The sequence below is a fragment of the Novosphingobium sp. BL-S-33 genome (genome assembly GCF_056857025.1).
Map to the genome: position 1 here is coordinate 208,771 of NZ_CM166474.1, position 18,489 is coordinate 227,259.

The window sequence follows — 18,489 nt, forward strand, 5'->3', positions numbered from 1 at the left end:
ACTGCGCGTGCTCAGCCGGGTGGAGGGATCACGATCCCCGTGTCCACCTTCACCCGGTCGAGCGCGATCAGCGAACCGTAGCTGGCGATGCAGTCGTTCTCTGCAAACAGCTCGCGCGTCAGTGCTTCGTAAGCGCGCATGTCGCTGGTGACGATGACAAGGACGAAGCTGACCCCGCCGGTGACGTAGTAGCATTGCTGCACTTCGGGACGGGCGCGGAACAGCGCCTTGGCGGCATCGACCGTCGGCGCGCGTTCGTCGCGCAAATTCACTTGCACAATCGAGGTGATGCCCTGCCCCAGCGCCTCGGGATCGACCAGCGCGACATTGCGCACGATCACCCCGGCCGCCTCCATCGCCGCGACGCGTCGCTGCACGGCCGCCGCCGAAAGGTTCACAGCCTCGGCAATGCGGCGCTGTGGCGTCCGCGCGTCCTGCTGGACGATGCGCAGGATGGCCCGGTCGAACGAATCGAGCCGGCGGCCGGAAGATGGCGGGGATTGCTCGGTCGGTACGGTTCGTCTCGTCATGCAGCGGGTTTTTGTTGCATTCGGAAGCCGAATCAAGAGCACACGCCTCACCACGGTGATGATATGTCTCGCCGCATCGGCATCGTGGAGTGGGAAGATGGAAATGGCGGGAAGCATGGCTGCGGGCACGGGTGGGGCGCGCTCGACACTGCTCGGCGTGCTGTGCGGCGTGGGCGCGGGCGCGCTCTGGGGGCTGGTATTCCTTGCGCCCGAACTGGCGCGCGCGTTCGGCCCGCTCGAACTCACCATCGGTCGCTACCTCTGCTACGGTGCGATTTCGGCTCTGCTGCTGGCCTCGCGCTGGAAATCCATCATCGCGCACCTCTCGCGTGAAGCATGGATCGCACTCGTCTGGCTCGCGCTGGCCGGCAATACGCTCTACTTCGTGCTGCTTGCCAATGCCGTGCAGATCGGCGGCATCGCCATGGCATCCATCGTCGTCGGCTTCCTGCCGGTGACGGTCACTGTAGTTGGCAGCCGCGACCATGGCGCGGTATCGCTCGCGCGGCTGGCGCCTTCGCTGCTGCTCTGCGCGGCGGGCGTGATCTGCATCGGCTGGCAGGCCATCGCGTCACCGGGGAACACGCCGCTGGTGACGCGCGCGCTGGGGCTTGCCTGCGCATTCGGCGCGCTTGTTTCGTGGAGCGCGTTTGCGGTGGGCAACAGCCGCTGGCTCGCCCGACTCGATGCGGTGTCCGCGCATGACTGGAACCTGCTGATCGGCGTCATCACCGGGCTGCAAAGCCTGCTGCTGGTGCCGCTGGCGCTATGGCAGGCCGATGCCGCGCGCAGTTCCGCCCAGTGGACCACATTCCTCTCGGTCTCGCTCGGCGTCGCCGTACTGGCCTCGATCACCGGCAATGCGCTGTGGAACCGGATGAGCCGCCTGCTGCCGCTGACAATGGTCGGACAGATGATCCTGTTCGAAACGCTCTTCGCGCTCGCCTATGCGCTCGTCTGGGAGCACCGCTTGCCCACCGTGTTCGAATCGGCGGCTTTCGTCTTGATGGTGGCCGCCGTGCTGAGCTGTCTGGCCGCGCACCGGAAACCCGCCAGCGCCGATCTGGCCCCGCTCAGCGAAGGCGCTGCCCACTGAGAATCGCTTATTCGGCGGGCGGCTCCCACAATTCGATCGGATTGCCTTCCGGATCGTGAATACGCGCGAACTTGCCCGTCTCGGGCGTATCCCACTCCGGATTGGTGGTGACCGCGATTCCGGCCTCGCGCAGCGCCGAAAGGAGCGGATCCAGCGCGTTGACGCGGAAGTTGATCATCCACTGCCTGTCAGCGGGAAAATAGTCCGTGTCGCGCGCGAAGGGCATGAACACGGTAGGTCCGGCCTGCTGCATCCATTGGTAGGAATCGTTGAGAGCCACGCCCAGATGCGTGCGATACCACGCCTGCAAGGCCCCCGGATCGTCCGCCCGAAAGAACACGCCGCCAATACCGATTGCAGCCATGAAGCGCTCCCACCCAGGCCGCGAACCGGCCGAATTCTATCGCAGCGCGATCGAGGGTACGCCGTCCTTGCGGGCATTCTCACCAAGGTCGGCGCGACTGCGGGGATTGGCCACGGCAGCGGCGATCAGGCGTTCCTGCTCTTCGGCGGTGAAGCGTTCCCAGCCGGTGCGGCCGAGCTTTTCCATCGGGCGGAAGCGCACCTTGTACTGCATCCGCGGCGAGCCTTCGACCCAGTAGCCGAGATAGACGTAGGACAGCCCCATCTCACTGGCGCGGCTGATATGATCGAGGATGATGTAAGTCCCCAGCCCCTGCCGCTCATGCGCGGGGTCATAGAAGCTGTAGATCATCGAGAGACCGTCGCACTGGCGGTCGGTCAGGCAGGCGCCGACAAGGCGGCCGGGCGTCACGCCGTCCACCGAAGGCTCGCGATATTCGATCACGTAGCTGGTGACGGGGGTGTGTTCGACCATATCGGCAAAGTCGACATCGTCCATCGAGGTCATCCCGCCTTCGGGGTGACGCGCCGCAAGGTAGCGCTGGAGCAACTCGAACTGCTCGCTGGTGGACCAGGGGCGGCAGACCGTGGCGACAAGGTCGCTGTTACGCTTGATCAGGCGCTTCTGCGTGCCCGATGGCACGAATTCGTCGGCTACCACGCGCACCGAGATGCAGGCGTTGCAATCGAGGCAGGAGGGGCGATAGGCCACCGTCTGGCTGCGGCGGAAACCGATCCGGCCGAGCGCATCGTTGAGCGAATCCGCGTGGGGGCCCTTGAGTTCGGTGAAGACCTTCCGCTCGCTGCGCCCCGGAAGATAGGGGCACGGCGCCGGGCTGGTCACGAAGAACCGGGGAAAGCGAACGGGAGCCGTCACGGGCGCAGTCTATCCTCTGGCTGACGGTAGACGGACTTTTCTTAAGCCGCCTATCCGTGTCTGCCCTGAATATGCATGCGCCCGCGAGGTGTTGAAAGTCTTTTAACCACAAATATGGAGCTGTTCGCGGCAAAATCGGACCGGAGGCCCGCCGTTAACCGTCTATTGTCCCGTAACGGGGCGCCCGATGGTTCAGGCAACAGCCGGGCCGCGCCGCAAACCCGCTCCGAGACTCATTCCGAATCCAGCGCGTCACGCCACCGGTCTAAATCGGGAAGTCCGTTTGGAATCGGGATCTTGCCCGATTCCAAACGGATACTTCGCAAGGTCAGTCGGTTTCGACCTGACGCACTTCATACCCTTCGCGGCGCAGCGCGGCGACGAGGGCATCAAGCTGCGCCCGGTCTCGCGCCTCGCACTCGATCTCGGTCACGAGTCCCTTGGCGGGCAGGTGCGTGAAGATGCGCTGATGGAACACCTCGATGATGTTCACATTGTGCTCCTGGAACACCTTGGCGACCTTGAACAGCGCGCCCGCGCGGTCCTGCAAGCCGATCTTCAGGCGCGCGAGACGGCCCGAACGGGCAAGGTCGCGCAGCAGCACGTTGGCGAGCAGGCGCGTATCGATATTGCCACCCGAGAGCACGATGCCCACCTTGCGCCCCGCGAACAGTTCGCGGTTGGCCATGACAGCGGCAAGGCCGGTGGCGCCCGCACCTTCGACCAGCGTCTTTTCGATCTGCAACAGCAGCGCCAACGCGCTTTCGATGCCCGATTCGCTCACCAGCAGGAATTCGTCGAGCAGTTCGCGCAGCACTTTCGAGGTGAACTGGCCCGGCGCGAACACGGCGATGCCTTCGGCCAGCGTGTCACCGCCGATGGGCAGGCTGGTGCCCTTGAGCAGGTTGTACATCGAGGGATAGAGCTGTGCCTCGACACCCACGAGCCGGATGTCCGGCTTGATCGCGCGCGCCGCCGTGCCCATGCCAGAGGCGAGCCCGCCGCCGCCGATCGGCAGCACCAGGGTGTCGATCTCCGGCACGTCTTCCAGCATTTCGAGCGCGACAGTGCCCTGCCCCGCCGCGACATGCGGATCGTCGAACGGGTGGATGAAGGTCAGGCCCAGTTCGGTCTCAAGCTTGCGGGCATGGGCATAGGCCTCGTCGAAGCTTTCGCCTTCGAGCACGACTTTGCCGCCCACGCTCTCGGTCTGCATGACTTTCACGGTCGGCGTGGTGCGCGGCATGACGATGGTCACGGGCACGCCCAGCCGCGTGCCGTGGTACGACAGGCCCTGCGCGTGGTTGCCGGCGGAAGCGGCGATCACGCCGCGCGATTTGCGTTCTTCATCCAGCAGCAGAAGGGCATTGAGCGCGCCGCGTTCCTTGTAGGCGGCGGTGAATTGAAGGTTTTCGAACTTGAGCCAGATGTCGGCGCCGGTGATCGCGCTCAGCGTGGTCGAATAGAGCGTGGGCGTGCGGACGATCTTGCCAATAATGCGGCCGGCCGCGCTGCGAACGTCGTCGGCAGTCAGCAGGGGCCCTTCGGGCTCCGCGGCGATCGTGAGAATTGGCTGTTCCATAGTGGCCGCGCCTAAAGGAAAGCCCGGGCCAAGGAAAGGCCGGCGTTATGAAAAAGCGCAGCACCCGATTCCACGGTAATTTTATTACGCCATCACGACCGTCGTTGATTTGCATCGCAACGCACAAATTAAGCGTCCACTGTGGTTTGCTTTCGTGCAAAAAACGGTAGAACGCTTGCCATGAGCGAGCGACGCAAGGTTTCCTTCATCGGCCTCGGTGTAATGGGCGGCGCCATCGCGCGGCACATTGCGCTCGCGGGCCACGAACTCACCATCTACAACCGCTCGCCCGAGCGGGCGCGGAAATGGGCGGATGACAATCCCGGGCTTGCCCACCGCATCGCCGCGAATCCGGCCCATGCGGCGCAAGATGCCGAGGTGGTGATCACCTGCGTCGGCAATGACGACGACCTCTCCGAAGTCGTACTGGGCCCCAACGGCGTGTTCCGCATGCTGAAGAAGGGCGCCACTTTCATCGACCACACCACGGTTTCCGCCCGCATCGCCCGGCAGATTTCGGTCGAGGCGCGGGACTTGCGGATCCACTGCGTCGACGCGCCGATGACCGGATCGCAGAGCGGCGCCGAGCAGGGCACGCTCACGCTGATGTGTGGCGGACGCGACGACGCCATCGAGGCCGCGCGCCCGGTGATGGAAGCCTATTCCCACCGCATCGTCCATGTCGGCAAGGCGGGATCGGGCCAGATCGCCAAGATGGCCAACCAGATCTGCATCGCCGGCAATGTTGCCGCGCTGGCAGAGGCGGTGCGTTTTGCGCAAGCCTCCCACCTCGACATGGACAAAGTCTACGAGGCGATCTCGGGCGGTGCCGCGCAGTCGTGGCAGATGGACAACCGCTGGCATTCGATGAACGCGGACGATTTCGACTTCGGCTTCGCAATCGACTGGATGCGCAAGGATCTGGGCCTCAGCCTCGATGAAGGGCGAGGACTTGGCGTCTCGCTGCCGGTGGCGGCGCTGATCGACCAGTTCTTTGCCGACATTCAGGCACAGGGCGGCGGCCGTCTCGACACCAGTGCGATCATCAAGCGCCTGCCGAAAAAGGGTAATCCGTGAGTTTCAGGAAAAGCGCAGGGCTCGCCCTGCTGCTCGCCTCGGCCCTCGCCCGTCCGGCGTGGGCTGACGTGCTGGTGGACAACGTCAATGGCGTCACGGGCGACGGCAAGGGCGGGATCGAGCACTTCGAAGGCTTCCTGATCGACGATCAGGGGCGCGTGGCGCAAGTCTTCCACCACGGCGACAAGCGGCCGAAGAAGGTCGCCTATCAGGTCGACGGCAAGGGCCGCAACGTGGTGCCCGGCATGATCGACGCGCATGGCCATGTCATGGCGACGGGCTTTGCGAAGATGACGCTCGACCTGTCGATGGCCAAGACGCTGGACGAGGCACTCTCGCGAATCACCGCGTGGTCGGCCGCGCATCCGGACCTGCCGTGGATCCTCGGCGGCGGCTGGAATCAGGTGCAGTGGGGGCTGGATCGCATGCCCACCGCCGCCGAACTGGACCGTGCGACCGGTGGCAAGCCCGCCTGGCTGACGCGCGTGGACGGCCATGCTGGCTGGGCCAATTCCGCTGCGCTCGCTGCGGCCGGCGTCTCGGCCGCGAGCGCCGATCCGTCGGGCGGAGAGATCGTGCGCACGACCGGCTCCAAAGCCCCGGCGGGCGTCTTTGTCGATGGCGCGATGGCGCTGATCGAATCGAAAATGCCCAAGCCTCGGCCCGAGGACCGCGACACCGCCTTTGGCGAGGCGCAGCTCGCGCTCTTGGCGCAGGGCGTTACCGCCGTCGCCGACATGGGCACTTCGATCGAGGACTGGCAGGCCTTCCGCCGCGCCGCCGATCTCGGCAACTTGCGCATCCGTGTGGTTTCCTATGCCGACGGTATCGACAACATGGTGCTGATCGGCGGCCCGCATCCGACTCCGTGGCTCTATGCCGACCGGCTGAAGATGAACGGCGTGAAGCTCTATCTCGATGGCGCGCTGGGTTCGCGCGGGGCATGGCTCAAGGCACCTTATGCCGATGCGCCGGGCACCAAGGGCCTGCCGCGCATGAGCCAGACGCAGCTCAGCAATCTGATGAGCCGTGCCGCCATCGACAACTTCCAGATCGCCGTCCACGCCATTGGCGACGAGGCGAACGCCACCCTGCTCGATTCGATTGCCGAGCTTTCCGCCACCTACAAGGGTGACCGGCGCTGGCGCGTCGAGCACGCGCAGATCGTCGATCCCGCAGATATCCCGCGCTTCGGGCAGTTCGGCACGATCGCCTCGATGCAGCCGCAACATCAGGCCTCCGACCGGGTCATGGCCGAGGCGCGCCTTGGCCCCCAGCGGCTTACGGGCGCTTATGCGTGGAAGTCTATAGCGGCCACCGGGGCGCGGCTTGCGTTCGGGTCGGACACGCCGGTCGAGCCTTCCCAGCCTTTCGTCGGCATGGCGGTCGCCATTTCGCGTCAGGGTGCGGACGGGCAGCCGGCGGGCGGCTGGCAGCCGCAGGAGATCCTCTCGCGCGAGGCCGCGCTCAACGCCTATACGACCGGGGCGGCCTACGCGATGTTCGCCGAAGACCGCCTTGGCCGCATCGCCAAGGGCTACCGGGCCGACTTCCTGTTCGTGGATGTGGATCCGATGCTGGCCACCCCGCAGCAGTTACGCGCAACGCGGGTCTCCGAGACGTGGATCGGCGGCCAGATGGCATGGTCCGCCGCGAAGGATCGGCTGATCCCGGAAAAGAAGGTCGACGACACCGGGCGCTGAGTTGTTTGCTGAGGGGCCCGGACCTTACTTAATCCGAGCGGCCCTTACGCTCCCTCTGCCTCCTCTGCTTCCGCCCCAACCAACTCCGTCATCCCCGCGAAGGCGGGGATCCCGCTTTTTCTTGCGGCGGGGAGAAAAGGAAGCGGGGCCCCCGCCTTCGCGGGGGCGACGGGGGATATGAGCCGAGGGCGAGCCCGCCCCCGCTCAACCCCCGCAATTATTCCGCGAGAACCTCGCCCTCAGCGGAAGCCTCGGCTTCAGCCTTGGCCTTCTCCCGCGCTTCGGACCGCTCCGTGAACCACATGACGATCAGCGTGCCCTCGTAGAGCGCCAGCAGCGGCACTGCGAGCAGCAGCTGCGACACGACGTCCGGCGGTGTCGCCACGGCGGCGATGATGAAGATGCCGACGATGGCGTAACGGCGAGCGCCCACGCACTGCTTGCGGGTGATGATCCCCGCGCGGTTGAGCAGCATCAGCAGCACCGGCAGCAGGAACGAGATCCCGAACGCCAGAATGAACTGCATGACCAGCGCCAGATAGTCGCCCGTGCCCGGCAACGCTTCCAGTTTCAGGCCGCCCTTGTCGCCCTGAAAATTGAGGAAGAAGTGGAACGCCGTAGGCATCACCACGTAATAGGCCAGCGCCGCGCCCATCATGAACAGGATCGGCGTTGCGATCAGGAACGGCAGGAAGGCCTTCTTCTCCTTGGCGTAAAGCCCCGGAGCGACGAACGCCCAGATCTGGTTGGCGATCACCGGGAACGACAGAAAGAACGCCGCGAACAGCGCGATCTTCACTTCCACGAAGAAGGCTTCGTAGAGCTTGGTGTAGATCAGCCTGCCCTGCCCCGGCGGGAACGCTTCGGTCAGCGGCCGCACGAGGAAGGCGAAGATGTCACCCGAAAAGTAGAAGCACACGCCGAACGCCACCGCGAACGCCATGAAGGCGCGCAGCAGACGGGCGCGCAGTTCGATCAGGTGATCGAGCAGCGGCGCCTGCGAATTGTCGATATCTGAGATGCGGAAGGGCTGCATGGTTGCGGCTTTACAAGAGGACGCGGCGGATCAGGGCGGCGGAGGCGGTATGTGGAATTCATCCCGGCGCTCGCCCGCGTGCTCCACGGCGGGTGCCTCGGCATGAGGGCCGGCTTCCGGGGCGGGCAGCGAGTTGGGCTCATGCTGATGCTGGGGCGTGTCCTCGGAGAGGATGTCCGCCGGCGTCACGCGGGAGGCCGGGGGCAGCATTTCCTCGGCACTGGGCAGAACGGGATTGGCCTTCATGATGGCCTCGTTCTGCTCGCGCCACTTGCGCTCCATTTCCTCAAGCTCGGCCTCGCGCACCATGGCGTCGATACCGGCGCGGAAGTGCCCGGAGATCTTGCGCATCTTGCCGATCCAGCGACCAGCCGTACGCATCGCCAGAGGCATGTCCTTGGGACCGATGACAACGACCGCCACGATGACGATCAACAGGAGTTCGGATGCACCGACGTCGAACATGGCGGCGCCTTATCCTTGCCCGCTCAGACCTGCTCGGACTTGTTTTCGGCGTTCGCCGGAGCCACCGGGGCATCCTGCTGCGTCGCCGTGATCTGCGGCGCAGGGGCAGGCGTGGAAGCCGACTTCTTGGCCTCTTCCTCGTTCATGCCTTCCTTGAAGCTCTTGATGCCCTTGCCGAAGTCACCCATGATTTCCGACACACGGCCGCGACCGAACAGCACGAGCACGATGACCAGCACGATCATCCAGTGCCAGATCGACAAGCTACCCATAACCTCAACTCCAAAAACTGTGGGTCGATTAAGACCTGCGATACCCGCTGGTCGATTCCGACCCTATCAAGTTCATCTAGGGACTTTCGTCCCAACTTGCCAGCCTGTCGTCATGGCGCCCCACTCCGACCTTGCCGCGATCCGCCCCGGAGACTCCATCAGGCCTCGTCCTCGGTATCCTCGTCACCGTCGTCATCCGACGGTTCGTCGGAAGTATCGAGCGGCTCGGGCCGAAGCGCCGTTTCTATCATTTCCTCGTCAACCGGGTCCAGCAGGCCCGCCGCGCGCAATTCGTCTATCCCCGGCAGCTCCTTCAGCGATTCCAGGCCGAAATGGGCCAGGAAATCGGGCGTGGTGGCATAGATCACCGGGCGGCCCGGCACCTCGCGGCGGCCGGCGACGCGTACCCAGCCCGCTTCCATCAGCACGTCGAGCGTGCCCTTGGCGGTCTGCACACCGCGGATCGCCTCGATCTCGGCGCGGCTGACCGGCTCGTGATAGGCGACGATGGCCAGCACTTCGGTTGCCGCGCGCGACAGGCGGCGCGGCTCCTCCTTTTCGCGGCGCAGCAGGTGGGCAAGATCGGGCGCGGTCTCGAAGTGCCAGCGCCGTCCGCGCTCAACGAGGCGAATGCCGCGCCCGTCGTAATCGGCCTTGAGTTCGGCCAATGCGGGCCGCACGTCCGCCTGCCCGAGATGGGCGGATATCTGCTCGGCGGTCAGAGGCTGTTCGGCGGCAAACAGCGTGGCCTCCACCGCGCGGACGAGATCATCCATGTCCTGCTGTTCCTGCGCCTGAGGGAACGTCACGGGCGCAGCGCCTTCAGACGCAGCGGGCCGAAGGTTTCCTCCTGCGCGATCTCGGCCTTGCCGGTGCGCGCGAGTTCCAGCACCGCCACGAAGCTCGATGCCAGCGCAGAACGGCGGAGTTGCGGATTGGCCCAGGCTTCCTGCGCCGGCGGCAGGAAATCGCGCAGTTCCATCCAGTCGAGCGACACGCCCAGCATCGAGGCGACGCGGGCTATCGCGCTGTCGAGCGTCATGACCATGCGCTCACGCACCATGTGGACCACCGGCTGGCTGCGGACTTTCACATCGCCGTAAGCGCGCACGAGGTCGTACCATGAACATTGCCAGAGCGCCTTGCGCTCGACCCGAAGGCCCTCGGGCGCGCCGCGCGCGAAAACGTCGCGGCCAAGCCGGTCACGCCCCATCAGCCGCGCCGCCGCCTCGCGCATGGCGCCAAGGCGCTGGAGGCGCAGTTGCAGGCGCATCGCCAGTTCTTCGGGGCTTGGATCGGGCTGCTCTTCCTTGGGCAGCAGCAGCGCCGACTTGAGGTAGGCCAGCCACGCCGCCATCACCAGATAGTCGGCCGCGAGTTCCAGCCGCAGCGCCTCCGCCTCCTCGACATAGGTCAGGTAGGCATCGACCAGTTCGAGGATCGAGATGCGGCGCAAGTCCACCTTCTGCCGCCGCGCGAGGTCAAGCAGCAGATCGAGCGGGCCTTCCCAGCCGTCGATCTCCAGATGGAGCGTTTCCTTGCGGACTTCGGCGCGTTCCTCGCCGTCCCACGCCGAATCGTCAGCCATGTCCGCTGCGTTTTCTGCCGGAAGGTCGGCAGGCAGGTCCACCGCTCAGGCCGCCAGAGCCAGCAGCGCGTCGCGCCGGGCAACGAGTTCGCCATGGGTGCCGGTGCTTGCGATCCCGTCGACCGAGGCCAGCGCACGGTCCAACCGCGCCGCCGCCTCGCCGCCCAGTGCGGGCAGGACATTGGCGATGCCGATCATGTCGTCCATCTTCGCCCAGCAATTGAGCGCGATGTCGCAGCCCGCCGCAAGGGCGCGCGCGGCAAGGTCCGGAACGCTGCCCGAAAGCGCCTGCATATCGAGATCGTCGCTGAGCAGGAGGCCCGAGAAGCCGATGCGCTGCCGGATCACTTCATCGATGACGAAAGGCGAGAGCGTGCCGGGATTCTCTGCGTCCCACGCGGTATAGCGCACATGCGCGGTCATGCCGATGGGCGTGTCATTGAGCGTGCGGAACGGCTCGATATCGAGTTCCAGTTCCGCCTCGGTCGCGGTGACGGTGGGCAGTTCCTTGTGGCTGTCTGCCATGGCGCGGCCGTGGCCGGGAATGTGCTTGATGCAGCCGACGACACCGGCGCGGGCAAGACCCTGCAAGGTTGCGCGGCCGAGGGCTGCCACGCGCATCGGTTCGAAGCCGAAAGCGCGGTCTCCGATCACGTCGTGCGCGCCTTTCTGGCGCACGTCGAGCGTGGGGTGGCAGTCTACCGAGATGCCCACTTCGGCAAGATCGAGCCCCAGCGCCTCGGCATTGTCGCGCGCGGCCTCGATGGCGCTGGCGGGGGCAAGATCATAGAGCCGGTCGAACGCCTGGCCCGGCGGATAGGCTGGCCAGACCGGCGGCTTCATTCGGGCGACGCGGCCGCCTTCCTGATCGATGCTGATGAGCAGCCGGTCGCGCCCATGGATCGAGCGGAGATCGTCGGTCAGCGCGCGCATCTGCTCGCGGCTTTCGACATTGCGGCCGAACAGGATGTAGCCGGCAGGATCCGCATCGCGGAAGAACGCGCGCTCGTCGTCGCTAAGGGTCAGCCCGGAAAGGCCGAAGATCGCGGGTGTCATGCCGGTTTGCTCGCAAAGTTCCGGCCCGACCGCAAGGAGCGGCCGTTCGGAAGTGTGGAAAGGGCGGCGCGAACCGCCGCCCTTTTCCGACTTACTGCTTCACCTGACAGGACAGCCCGGCCGAGCGCATGCCGCTGCACAGCGCCTTTGCGGCGGCGAGATCGCCGGGAACCGCCTGAAGTCGGTAGACCTTGCCGATATCGGCCTGACCCTCAACGATGCGGTGGTTTACACCGGCGAGCCCGGGGTACTGCACTTTCAGCGTGGCCCAGCCGGCTTCCGCCGTGGCCTTGTTGGCATAGGCGCCGACCTGCACGCCCACGCCGGAAACGGTCGGCTCGGGCTTGGCCGCAGGCGCTGCGGCCACGGGCTTGTCGGCAGCCTTGGCGGAAGGCTGGCCCGCCGCAGGCTTCGCAGCGGACTGGGCGGCAGACTGGGCATCGGCCGGCTTGCCTGCCGAATCGAAGCCCGGCGCAGGTGCATCCGGCTGCCCCTCGCCGATCTGCGGCGCGCGGCTCTGACCCTCTGCCACCGCAAAACTGGTGTCGCCGGTGCCGGCGACAACGTCGCCACCGGGGTTTTCCGGCCGGGTCTTGTACGGCTGCTTCGGCGCCTCGATCACGCCGCCGCTGGCGATCAGCGGCTGATCGCTCTTGTGCCGCGTGAACCAGAAGACGCCGCCGATAATGGCGCCGATCGCCACGAGCGCCAGCACGACCAGCAGCGCGGTCTGTCCCGTGCCGCCGCCGCGCTGGGGCTCGAACTCCTCGTCCTCGCCTTCCAGCCAGGGCAGGCGGACGTCCTCGTCACCGAGGTCAAGCTGCGCCGGCCGCTCGAAGCCCTGAGCGGTGTTCCGGCCCGCGTCGCGCTCCCCTTCACCGAAGGGATTCGCGCGCGTTTCGTCCCGATCGTCACCCCAGCCCATCATCGATTACATTTCCTCCACCGCTTCGACGCCGAGCAGTGCCAGCCCGTTGCGGATAATCTGCCCGATCTGCGTGGCCAGGAAAAGCCGCGCGGAAGTCAGGTTACCATCTTCGGCGTTAATAAAGCGCTTTTCCACACGGTCATTGCCGAGGTTCCAGTAACCATGGAACGCTGCGGCCATGTCGCCCAGGAAGAAGGCGATGCGGTGCGGTTCGCGCGCGGCGGCGGCAGCCTCGACGATGCGGGGGAACTGCGCGGCCAGCTTCACCAGCTCCAGCTCTTCCTCGCCCAGCAGTTCGAGATGGCCTGCGCCGGGCACGAAGCCCTCGCCGTCAGCCTTGCGCATGGTCGAATGGACGCGGGCATTGGCGTACTGCACGTAGAACACCGGGTTGTCCTTCGAGGCTTCGACCACCTTGGCGAAGTCGAAGTCCATCTGCGCTTCCGGCTTGCGGGTGAGCATGGTGAAACGCACCACGTCCTTGCCCACTTCGGTAACGACTTCCGCCAGCGTGACGAAGTTGCCCGAACGCTTGGACATCTTCACCGGCTCGCCATCGCGCAGCAGCTGGACCATCTGGACCAGCTTGATCTCGAACGGCGTGGGCTCTCCATCCGCGCCGGTCATCGCGGCAACGGCGGCCTTGATGCGCTTGACGGTGCCCGCGTGATCCGCGCCCCAGATGTCCACCAGCGCGTCGGCGCTCTGGGCCTTCTGGAAGTGGTAGGCAAGGTCGGCGCCGAAGTAGGTCCAGGTGCCGTCCGACTTCTTGATCGGGCGGTCCTGATCGTCGCCGAACTGGGTCGACTTGAACAGCGGCAGTTCCACCGCTTCCCAGTCCTCAAGCGTCTTACCCTTGGGGGCTTCGAGCACGCCGTCGTAGACGAGGCCCTTCGAACGCAGCCACGCCTCGGCCTCGTCCGGCTTGCCCGAGGCCTGAAGCTCGGCTTCCGAGGAGAACAGGTCGTGGTGGATGCCGAGGAGCGCGAGGTCCTCCTTGATCATCACCAGCATCGCCGCGACGGCCTTTTCGCGGAACAGCGTCAGCCATTCCGATTCGGGCGCGTCCGCATACTTCTCGCCGAATTCGGCGGCGAGCTGCTGGCCGACCGGGATCAGGTATTCGCCCGGATAGAGCCCCTCGGGAATCGCGCCGACGTCATGGCCCAGCGCCTCGCGGTACCGCACATGGGCCGAGCGGCCGAGCACCTGCACCTGCGCGCCGGCGTCGTTGACGTAGTATTCCTTGATGACCTTGTGGCCCGCGAACTCCAGCAGCGTCGCCAGCGCATCGCCGACCACCGCGCCGCGGCAGTGGCCCATGTGCATCGGGCCGGTCGGGTTGGCGGACACGTATTCGACGTTGACGGTGCTGCCACCGCCCATCGTCGAGCGGCCGTAGTCGGCGCCGAGCGCGGCAATGGCGCGCAGTTCGGTGAGCCAGGTCGCGGGCGAAAGGCGCAAGTTGATGAAGCCGGGCCCGGCGATCTCGGCCGAGGTGACCGCATCGAGCTTGGTCAGTTCGGCCACCAGCGCGTCCGCCAGATCGCGCGGCTTCATGCCGGCGGGCTTGGACAGGACCATTGCCGCGTTGGTCGAGAGGTCGCCATGCGAACTGTCGCGCGGCGGCTCGACCGTGATCGCGCTTCGCTTCAACCCGCCGGGCAGCGTGCCCGCTGCTTCAAGCGCATCGAGCGCGGCGTTGAGGTGGCCTGCGAAGGCGGCGTAAAGGGTCTGGTTATCGCTCATCCGCGCGCGGATAGCCGAGTTGCGCGCAAAGGGGAACAGGCTGCGAGGTGGCAGTGCGGGGATGCGGGCGTTGTGAAAGCCCACCCCAAACCCCTCCCGCAAGCGGGAGGGGCGCGAGACTTGTGCGTTAGTCCCAGCGCGGTGGGCATGCCCGAGGGGCCGCTTGTCCCCAATTCCAGCCACTCTCTGATCCCGCTCAGGCTGAGCCTGTCGAAGCCCCCGGCGTCGGGGCGCACGGGACGACGGTGCCCGATATTCCTGACATCCGATCAAATCGGAAGCGAAACGCCCGCTTGCGCGATGCCTCCGCACGGGCTTCGGCTCTTCCCGACTTGTCTATAACAATTCCTTAGCCATTTCCCGCGAGTTGCCATAATCGGGCACCAATAGGGGGGAATGGGGCACATCTATGCATCGGTATCTGTGGAAGCGGATTGCGTCGATTTCGGCGCTGACATCGGTCGCGGTGCTTTTGCCCGGAATTGCCCGAGCCGCGGAGTGGATGGAAGCATCGAGCGATCATTTCGTCATCTACGCTCAAGAAAGCGATGGCGAAATTAAACGCCTGGCGGATAAGCTTGAACGCTATCACGCAGCCATGGCGCTGGCACTGCGCGTCACGACGCCCGTACCCAGCCCCTCCAACCGGGTGACGATCTTCGTCGTGCGCAACGGGCAAGAGGTACGGACGCTATACCGTGGGGAGCGTGACGCCAATTCCAGCAATTACGTAACCGGATTCTACTTGGCAAACGCGGGCGGATCGGTGGCGATCGTCCCCGATATTCAAAACAGCAATGATGAGACCGACGCATCCATGGTCTCTCTGCTTCATGAATACGCGCATCACTTCCTCGCCTCTGCGAATTTACCTCCGCGCCCGCGCTGGTTCACGGAAGGAGTCGCCGAATTCTACGCGGCCAGCCGCATCGATCAGGACGGCAGCGTCGCGTTGGGCCGGCCGGCGTGGCTCCGCTTCAACGAACTGTTCGGGCAGAAGCACCTGACGGCTGTCGAACTTTTCGATCCGGCGGAATACGAAAAGCATAAGACTTACGGATACGATGCCTTCTACGGCAAGAGCTGGCTCCTGTACCATTACCTCACTTTCGAACCTTCGCGCAAAGGTCAGCTCGACAAGTACGTTGCCCTGTTGGACGCCGGCAAGGACCAGCGCGATGCCGCGCAGGAAGCCTTCGGCAGCTTTGACACGCTGGAATACAATCTAGACCGCTATATGCTGGCGCGCACAATGACGAGCCTGACGATACCAGCCGCCCTGTTGCATGTGGGCGCGGTGAAAGTGCGGCCGCTGACCCCCGGCGAAAACGCGATCATGCCAGCGCTGATCCGTACCAAACGAGGCGTCGGCTCGCCCGAAGCGGCGAATGCGGTCCTTGCGCTGGCTCGCCCGATCGCAGCCCAATATCCTCACGATACCCTGGTTCTCTCCGAACTGGCGGAAGCCGAATTCGATTCGGGGCACGACAAGGAAGCCATTGATGCCGCCGATGCCGCACTGGCCATCGATCCGGCCACGGTCAACGCCTATATCCAGAAGGGCTACGCCCTGTTCCGTGAGGCGAAGGGCGCGGATAACCGGCAAGCGGCCTATGACAAGGCCGTGGCTCCATTTCTGAAACTCAATCATGTCGAGAACGACAACCCCATCCCGCTGATCTATTTTTACCGCAGCTTTGCCGAACAAGGCAAAAGGCCCACCGATCTGGCGCTCTCCGGCCTGATCCGGGCTATGGAACTGGCACCGTTCGACATGGATCTGCGCATGATGTTGGGACAGGCATTCCTGGCACGCGGCCAAACGCGCGATGCACGGGTGGTTCTGCTGCCGGTGGCGAACAATCCGCATGAAAACGCGGGCAGCAAGGCCGCCCGCGCCATCGTGACGCAGATCGACAAGTATCCGAACTGGAAAGGCGATGGGGTGGAGGCCGTCCTGGCAGGCGCAAACTAGCCCGCGCGGATCGCCATCCAGCACCACATCCAGCACCACCCATCGACGGCGAGGTCCCGGTCTATCCGGCCATGCCTGAGGGACAAGCCGAAGCGGCTTGCGGGACCGCCCTCCCCCTTCAAAATGCCCGCGGGAGCGTGTATCGGACCGCCATGTCCTCATCGCTTTCAACCACCGAGATTCCCAAAACCTACCGGGTCAAGAGCTTCGGCTGCCAGATGAACGTCTACGACGGCGAGCGCATGGCCGAACTGCTCGCCGAGCAAGGCATCACCGCCGCGCCGGAGGGCGAAGATGCCGATCTTGTCGTGCTCAACACCTGCCATATCCGTGAAAAGGCAGCGGAAAAGGTCTATTCGGACATCGGCCGCCTGAAGCGCGAGGATGGCTCCTCGCCGCTGATCGCGGTCGCCGGGTGCGTCGCGCAGGCAGAGGGCGACGAGATCATGAAGCGCTCGCCCGCCGTCAAGATGGTGGTCGGCCCGCAGGCCTATCACCGCCTGCCCGACATGATCCGCGAAGCCACCGCCGGCAAGCGCGTCACCGATACCGACATGCCAGCCGAGACCAAGTTCGATGCCCTGCCCCATCGCAGGCGCTCCGGCCCCACCGCGTTCCTCACCGTGCAGGAAGGCTGCGACAAGTTCTGCACCTATTGCGTGGTGCCCTATACGCGCGGCGCCGAAGTCTCGCGTCCGCATGCCGATCTGATCGACGAGGCGAAGCGGCTGATCGATGCCGGCGCACGCGAGATCACGCTGCTCGGGCAGAATGTGAACGCCTGGTATGGCGAGGACGCGAAGGGCCGCCGGATCGGCCTTGACGGGCTGATCCGCGAACTGGCCGAAATCCCCGATCTTGCCCGCATCCGCTATACCACCAGCCACCCGAACGACATGACCGATGGTCTGATCGCGGCCCATGGCGACGTCGAAAAGCTGATGCCGTTCCTTCACTTGCCGGTGCAGGCGGGCAACGACCGCGTGCTCAAGGCGATGAACCGCAGCCACACCGCCGAAAGCTATCTGAAAGTGCTGGAAAAAGTGCGCGCCGTGCGCCCCGACATCGCACTTTCCGGAGACTTCATCGTCGGCTTCCCCGGCGAGACCGAGGCCGAGTTCGCGGACACACTCGCGCTGGTCGATGCCGTCGGTTACGCCCAGTGCTTCAGCTTCAAATACAGCCCGCGCGCCGGCACCCCCGCGGCGACGATGGACGGGCAGATCCCCGCCGAGGTCATGACCGACCGGATCCTGCGTCTGCAAGCCGCGCTGGGCCGCGACCAGACCGCCTTCAACGCGGCCTCGGTCGGCAAGACCTGCCAGGTGCTGGTCGAGCGCAAGGGCAAGTTCCCCGGCCAATGGCTGGGCAAGTCGCCGTGGTTGCAATCGGTCTATTTCGAGGGCGATGTCGCAGTGGGAGATATGGTGACGGTGGAACTGATCGAGGGCGGCTACAACGCGGTTTCCGCTAGGTTGCTGAGCACCGTCCCGGCGTGAGCGAAAGGGAAGCGCTGGTTCTCGTCCCGGGCCTGTCCTGCGACCGCCATGTCTGGCACGCGCAGATTTCCGGGCTTTCGGACATTGCGGACATCCTCATTGGCGATACGCTGAAGGACGATTCGATCGCCCTTATGGCCAGCCGCGTGCTTGACGCGGCGCCGGAGCGGTTCGCCATCGCCGGATTCTCGATGGGCGGCTATGTGGCGATGGAGATCTGGCGCCGCGCGCCGGATCGGGTCACGCGCCTTGCCCTTGTCGACACCAATGCCCGTGCCGATACCGAGGAGCAGGCGGCGCTGCGCCGCGCGGCGATCCACACGGCGCAGGCGCGCGGGTTCGAGCATGTGCTGCGCGGCTCGCTGCGCCAGTTGGTCGCACCCAATTGTCCGGAAGACCTGTTCGAAGAGGTCGTGCAGATGGCGCTGCGCGTCGGTTTCGGCACGTACATGGACCAGCAGGCGGCGATAATCGACCGCGCGGATTCGCTGGAAACGCTCGGCAGCGTAACCGTGCCCGCTATGGTCATGGTGGGCCTCGCCGACGCCCTCACCCCGCCGCGCCTTGCCGAGGAAATGGTGCAGGCGCTGCCCGGCGCGGTCTACGAAGCGATCGCAGGCGCCGGGCACATGGCGCCGATGGAGCAGCCCGAGGCAGTCAACGCCGCCTTCCGCCGCTGGCTTGGCCGTTAAA

At 65.4% G+C, this 18,489-nt stretch carries 18 protein-coding genes; 6 read left to right on the plus strand and 12 right to left on the minus strand.

Features of this window, described 5'->3' with window-relative positions; all coding sequences use genetic code 11:
• Positions 1-11: 11 nt before the first annotated feature.
• Positions 12-530: an Lrp/AsnC family transcriptional regulator gene (locus tag AC1VVM_RS00910; RefSeq protein WP_482955619.1), complete on the minus strand. Its 519-nt coding sequence runs from the start codon at positions 528-530 to the stop codon at positions 12-14.
• A 97-nt stretch (positions 531-627) separates the two neighbouring features.
• Between AC1VVM_RS00910 and AC1VVM_RS00915 the strand changes: the two genes are divergently transcribed.
• Entirely contained in the window at positions 628-1,626 is a 999-nt protein-coding gene (locus tag AC1VVM_RS00915) for a DMT family transporter (protein ID WP_482955620.1), read from the plus strand.
• Positions 1,627-1,633: 7 nt separating this feature from the next.
• Here AC1VVM_RS00915 and AC1VVM_RS00920 read toward each other — a convergent pair whose 3' ends face one another.
• The 3 genes from AC1VVM_RS00920 to AC1VVM_RS00930 form a co-directional block, all read right to left on the minus strand.
• Positions 1,634-1,990, minus strand: a complete 357-nt coding sequence (locus AC1VVM_RS00920; RefSeq protein ID WP_132387244.1) for a VOC family protein — start codon at positions 1,988-1,990, stop codon at positions 1,634-1,636.
• Between the two features lie 36 nt (positions 1,991-2,026).
• Positions 2,027-2,866 (minus strand): arginyltransferase, encoded by an 840-nt coding sequence (locus tag AC1VVM_RS00925; protein ID WP_482955621.1) that lies wholly within the window; start codon positions 2,864-2,866, stop codon positions 2,027-2,029.
• 328 nt (positions 2,867-3,194) lie between these two features.
• Positions 3,195-4,448 carry a threonine ammonia-lyase gene (locus tag AC1VVM_RS00930; RefSeq protein ID WP_132387247.1) on the minus strand — a complete coding sequence of 418 codons (1,254 nt, stop codon included), beginning with the start codon at positions 4,446-4,448 and terminating at the stop codon, positions 3,195-3,197.
• Between the two features lie 180 nt (positions 4,449-4,628).
• Here AC1VVM_RS00930 and AC1VVM_RS00935 point away from each other — a divergent pair, with 180 nt between their 5' ends.
• Positions 4,629-5,525, plus strand: a complete 897-nt coding sequence (locus tag AC1VVM_RS00935; RefSeq protein ID WP_132387249.1) for an NAD(P)-dependent oxidoreductase — start codon at positions 4,629-4,631, stop codon at positions 5,523-5,525.
• A complete protein-coding gene (locus AC1VVM_RS00940; protein ID WP_482955622.1) occupies positions 5,522-7,228 on the plus strand; it encodes an amidohydrolase in 1,707 nt (568 codons plus the stop codon). The genes AC1VVM_RS00935 and AC1VVM_RS00940 overlap by 4 nt, the downstream gene beginning before the upstream one ends.
• A 217-nt stretch (positions 7,229-7,445) precedes the next feature.
• On the opposite strand, the gene tatC is transcribed toward AC1VVM_RS00940, so the two are convergent.
• The 8 genes from tatC to argS form a co-directional block, all read right to left on the minus strand.
• Positions 7,446-8,264: a twin-arginine translocase subunit TatC gene (gene tatC, locus AC1VVM_RS00945; protein ID WP_482955623.1), complete on the minus strand. Its 819-nt coding sequence runs from the start codon at positions 8,262-8,264 to the stop codon at positions 7,446-7,448.
• Between the two features lie 30 nt (positions 8,265-8,294).
• Entirely contained in the window at positions 8,295-8,729 is a 435-nt protein-coding gene (gene tatB, locus AC1VVM_RS00950) for a Sec-independent protein translocase protein TatB (RefSeq protein ID WP_482904889.1), read from the minus strand.
• Between the two features lie 23 nt (positions 8,730-8,752).
• The gene (locus AC1VVM_RS00955; RefSeq protein WP_482904890.1) at positions 8,753-9,001 is read right to left on the minus strand and encodes a twin-arginine translocase TatA/TatE family subunit; all 249 of its coding nucleotides are present in this window, start codon (positions 8,999-9,001) and stop codon (positions 8,753-8,755) included.
• 158 nt (positions 9,002-9,159) lie between these two features.
• Positions 9,160-9,777, minus strand: a complete 618-nt coding sequence (gene scpB, locus AC1VVM_RS00960) for an SMC-Scp complex subunit ScpB (protein ID WP_482956370.1) — start codon at positions 9,775-9,777, stop codon at positions 9,160-9,162.
• 29 nt (positions 9,778-9,806) lie between these two features.
• A complete protein-coding gene (locus tag AC1VVM_RS00965) occupies positions 9,807-10,589 on the minus strand; it encodes a segregation and condensation protein A (RefSeq protein WP_482955624.1) in 783 nt (260 codons plus the stop codon).
• Between the two features lie 45 nt (positions 10,590-10,634).
• A complete protein-coding gene (gene nagZ / locus AC1VVM_RS00970) occupies positions 10,635-11,645 on the minus strand; it encodes a beta-N-acetylhexosaminidase (protein WP_482955625.1) in 1,011 nt (336 codons plus the stop codon).
• A gap of 91 nt (positions 11,646-11,736) precedes the next feature.
• Positions 11,737-12,573: an SPOR domain-containing protein gene (locus AC1VVM_RS00975; RefSeq protein ID WP_482904893.1), complete on the minus strand. Its 837-nt coding sequence runs from the start codon at positions 12,571-12,573 to the stop codon at positions 11,737-11,739.
• 3 nt (positions 12,574-12,576) lie between these two features.
• The gene (gene argS / locus AC1VVM_RS00980) at positions 12,577-14,322 is read right to left on the minus strand and encodes an arginine--tRNA ligase (protein ID WP_482905130.1); all 1,746 of its coding nucleotides are present in this window, start codon (positions 14,320-14,322) and stop codon (positions 12,577-12,579) included.
• 409 nt (positions 14,323-14,731) lie between these two features.
• Here argS and AC1VVM_RS00985 point away from each other — a divergent pair, with 409 nt between their 5' ends.
• The 3 genes from AC1VVM_RS00985 to AC1VVM_RS00995 all read left to right on the plus strand — a co-directional run bounded on the left by AC1VVM_RS00985 (position 14,732) and on the right by AC1VVM_RS00995 (position 18,488).
• Positions 14,732-16,297: a hypothetical protein gene (locus AC1VVM_RS00985; RefSeq protein WP_482955626.1), complete on the plus strand. Its 1,566-nt coding sequence runs from the start codon at positions 14,732-14,734 to the stop codon at positions 16,295-16,297.
• A gap of 152 nt (positions 16,298-16,449) precedes the next feature.
• The gene (miaB, locus tag AC1VVM_RS00990; protein WP_482955627.1) at positions 16,450-17,796 is read left to right on the plus strand and encodes a tRNA (N6-isopentenyl adenosine(37)-C2)-methylthiotransferase MiaB; all 1,347 of its coding nucleotides are present in this window, start codon (positions 16,450-16,452) and stop codon (positions 17,794-17,796) included.
• Complete coding sequence (locus AC1VVM_RS00995) at positions 17,793-18,488, plus strand: alpha/beta fold hydrolase (protein ID WP_482904896.1); 696 nt, start codon at positions 17,793-17,795, stop codon at positions 18,486-18,488. The genes miaB and AC1VVM_RS00995 overlap by 4 nt, the downstream gene beginning before the upstream one ends.
• Position 18,489: the final 1 nt, after the last annotated feature.